The 2,616-nt window shown below is 53.3% G+C and carries 2 protein-coding genes and 1 pseudogene; 2 read left to right on the plus strand and 1 reads right to left on the minus strand.

Annotated elements, in window-relative coordinates; genetic code table 11:
• Positions 1-1,144 (minus strand): 2,4-dienoyl-CoA reductase FMN-binding domain-containing protein (locus INT22_RS20945; protein ID WP_226912685.1); only part of this gene is annotated, 1,144 nt, incomplete at its 3' end.
• A 192-nt stretch (positions 1,145-1,336) separates the two neighbouring features.
• Here INT22_RS20945 and INT22_RS12530 point away from each other — a divergent pair.
• Both INT22_RS12530 and INT22_RS12535 read left to right on the plus strand, forming a co-directional pair.
• Positions 1,337-2,254, plus strand: coding sequence for a DMT family transporter (locus INT22_RS12530; RefSeq protein WP_193068316.1), 918 nt, complete (start codon positions 1,337-1,339; stop codon positions 2,252-2,254).
• Positions 2,255-2,296: 42 nt separating this feature from the next.
• Positions 2,297-2,616 (plus strand): annotated as a pseudogene (locus INT22_RS12535) (hydrolase); the annotation flags it as partial.

Below are 2,616 nucleotides of genomic sequence, written 5' to 3' on the forward strand. Positions count from 1 at the left end.
CTACCCGCTTGGGTGTTTGCGTGGGTTCGAGGGTCAGCTCGGTTTCATGGCACGCCCTTGGATTGACCAAGCATGATGTGAGCTTGCCCATAAAGGTGTGGTCTAGGCAGGCTTGGTTACAGGCAATACAGGTATTAATTTCGTCTGAAAGGCCCGCCTCGGCTTTACGCACCCATTCAGGGTCAGCCAAAAACGGGCGTGCCATCGACACCATATCCGCATGCCCATCAGCCAACACACGCTCCGCCACCTCGGGCATATTGATACGGTTGGTGGTAATCAGCGGGATGGATAGTGCTGATCTAATGCGTTTAGTAACTTCGGTAAACGCTGCACGAGGCACGCTGGTTACAATGGTTGGTACTCGGGCTTCGTGCCAGCCAATACCAGTGTTGATCACATTCGCGCCTGCGGCCTCAATGGCTTGGCCAAGTTGCACCACTTCTTCCCACGTGCTGCCTTCTTCCACCAGATCAATCATCGATAGGCGAAAGATCATCAAAAAACGCTCGCCCACTGCCGCGCGAATGCGTTTCACAATTTCGATCGGGAAGCGAATACGTCGCTCAAAATCACCGCCCCACTCATCATCACGCTGATTGGTGCGACGACAAATAAACTGGTTGATCAAGTAACCTTCTGAGCCCATTACCTCAATACCGTCATAGCCCGCCTGCTGGGCAAGCTGCGCACAGCGCACATAGTCGTCTATCTGCTGCTCAACGTCGTCGCTTGAAAGTGCCCGAGGCATAAACGGGTTGATCGGCGCCTGCAGCGCAGAGGGCGCTACCAGCTCTGGCGAGTAGGCATAGCGACCAGCATGGAGAATCTGCATGCACAAGTGCCCGCCCGCTTCATGCACAGACTCTACCACTCCACGATGTTCCGCTAACTGACTCTCATCGGTAAGTGCATTTGCCCCCTGGAACACAGCGCCTTCAGCATTAGGAGCAATACCGCCCGTCACAATCAGGCTGACACCCGCACGAGCCCGCTCAGCATAGAAGGCTGCTAGACGCTCAAAACCATTGGGAGCTTCTTCTAAATTGGTGTGCATTGAGCCCATCAACACACGATTAGGCAGCGTTAAATGGCCAACGGTCAGTGGTCGAAACAGATGCGGGTATGCGGGCGTATGGTTCATCACGGTACTCCTTTATATTATTAAGCACATTCAAACAAGCGTATGACATACACCGCCTCACGTACAGTCCTTTACACCCCTTAATCTGTCACCCTTTAGCCGCCTTGCGAAACCATCAACCTTTGTGGCAAAGCACTTGCTCCTCTTGCGAAAGCACGTCACATTACCAGGCTAACGATAAGGGAACGCGCTATGCCATTGATTTACTTTTTACCGCCACTGGCCACTGTGTTGATTTGGTCAGGGAATATGACAATTAACCAATTAACAGTGGGTGCCATTGCGCCCAGCAGTATCGCTTTTCTACGTTGGTTGCTGGCACTGGCGGTAATGACACCGTTTGTGCTTCCTGCGGCATTACGTCATCGCGATGAAATACGCCGCCACTGGCCGAAACTGGCGTTGCTAGGGCTACTTGGCATGGGGCTATGGCAAGGCTTGGCGTATATGGCGGCGGAAACAAAAACTGCCACCAATATGGGCATTTTGGCTGCCATGGTGCCGCTTCTCACCGTACTATTAAGCGCACTGATCTTGCGCGAGCCACCTACCTTAGGCGGTATTGTCGGGGGCGTTCTGGCATTCGTTGGCGTCACGGTACTGCTTGGGCGAGGCAACCCTTTGTCTCTGCTGCAACTACAGGTAGCCACCGGTGACGCATTAATGGTGGTTGCTGCCACCTGCTACGCCCTTTACGGTGTAATGCTGAAGCGCTGGGCGATGAACCTACCCCCTTGGGTCATGCTCTATGCCCAAGTCTGCTTTGCGGTTTTATTCCTGCTGCCGCCCTATTTAATGGGCCCGATGACACCGGTAGATAGCCACAATATAGGGTTAATTCTCTACGCAGGCATTCCTGCCTCCATCATTACCACGTTCTTATGGATGCGCGCGGTGCGCCAAATCGGCGCGAACCAGTCGAGTATCTTTATCAACTTAATGCCGCTATTTAGCGCCCTGATTGCCATGGCGTTTTTAGGCGAGCAGGTGGCCGGGTTCCACTTTATGGGTGGGCTACTCATTCTTGCGGGGGTCATCATGGCGCAAACGCTGACACGCCCCCTGGTGCGGACTATCGCGGCGGATAAAACGAGCAACGCACAGCAATGATACAATAGGCTACCTTCATTCGACGGCCGGGAACCCCTGAACATGTCCTTAGAAGAACTGCACCTTAATCTTCGCAATCTCACCAGCGATGACTACGACCAGCTCAAAACGCTGATGGATGCGGTATATCACGACATCGGCGGTGCGTGGCCAAAGCACACTATTGACAAGCTCATTCAGGAATTCCCTGATGGCCAAATTGCCATTGAGGACGATGGTACGCTGGTGGGCGTTGCGCTAACGGTACAGGTCGATTACGACGAGTTTTCTAACCCGCATAAATATGACGACCTGATCGGCCATCGTGAAACCATCCTTAACGACCAAGATGGCGATGCCATGTACGGGCTGGATGTGTTGAT

This window comes from Halomonas sp. 3D7M (assembly GCF_014897885.1).
In the GTDB taxonomy this organism is placed as follows: Bacteria; Pseudomonadota; Gammaproteobacteria; order Pseudomonadales; family Halomonadaceae; genus Vreelandella.

Excerpts from the sequence above, each read along its gene's own strand:
- INT22_RS12530 (WP_193068316.1), top strand. The coding sequence starts at position 1,337 with ATGCCATTGATTTACTTTTTACCGCCACTGGCCACTGTGTTGATTTGG.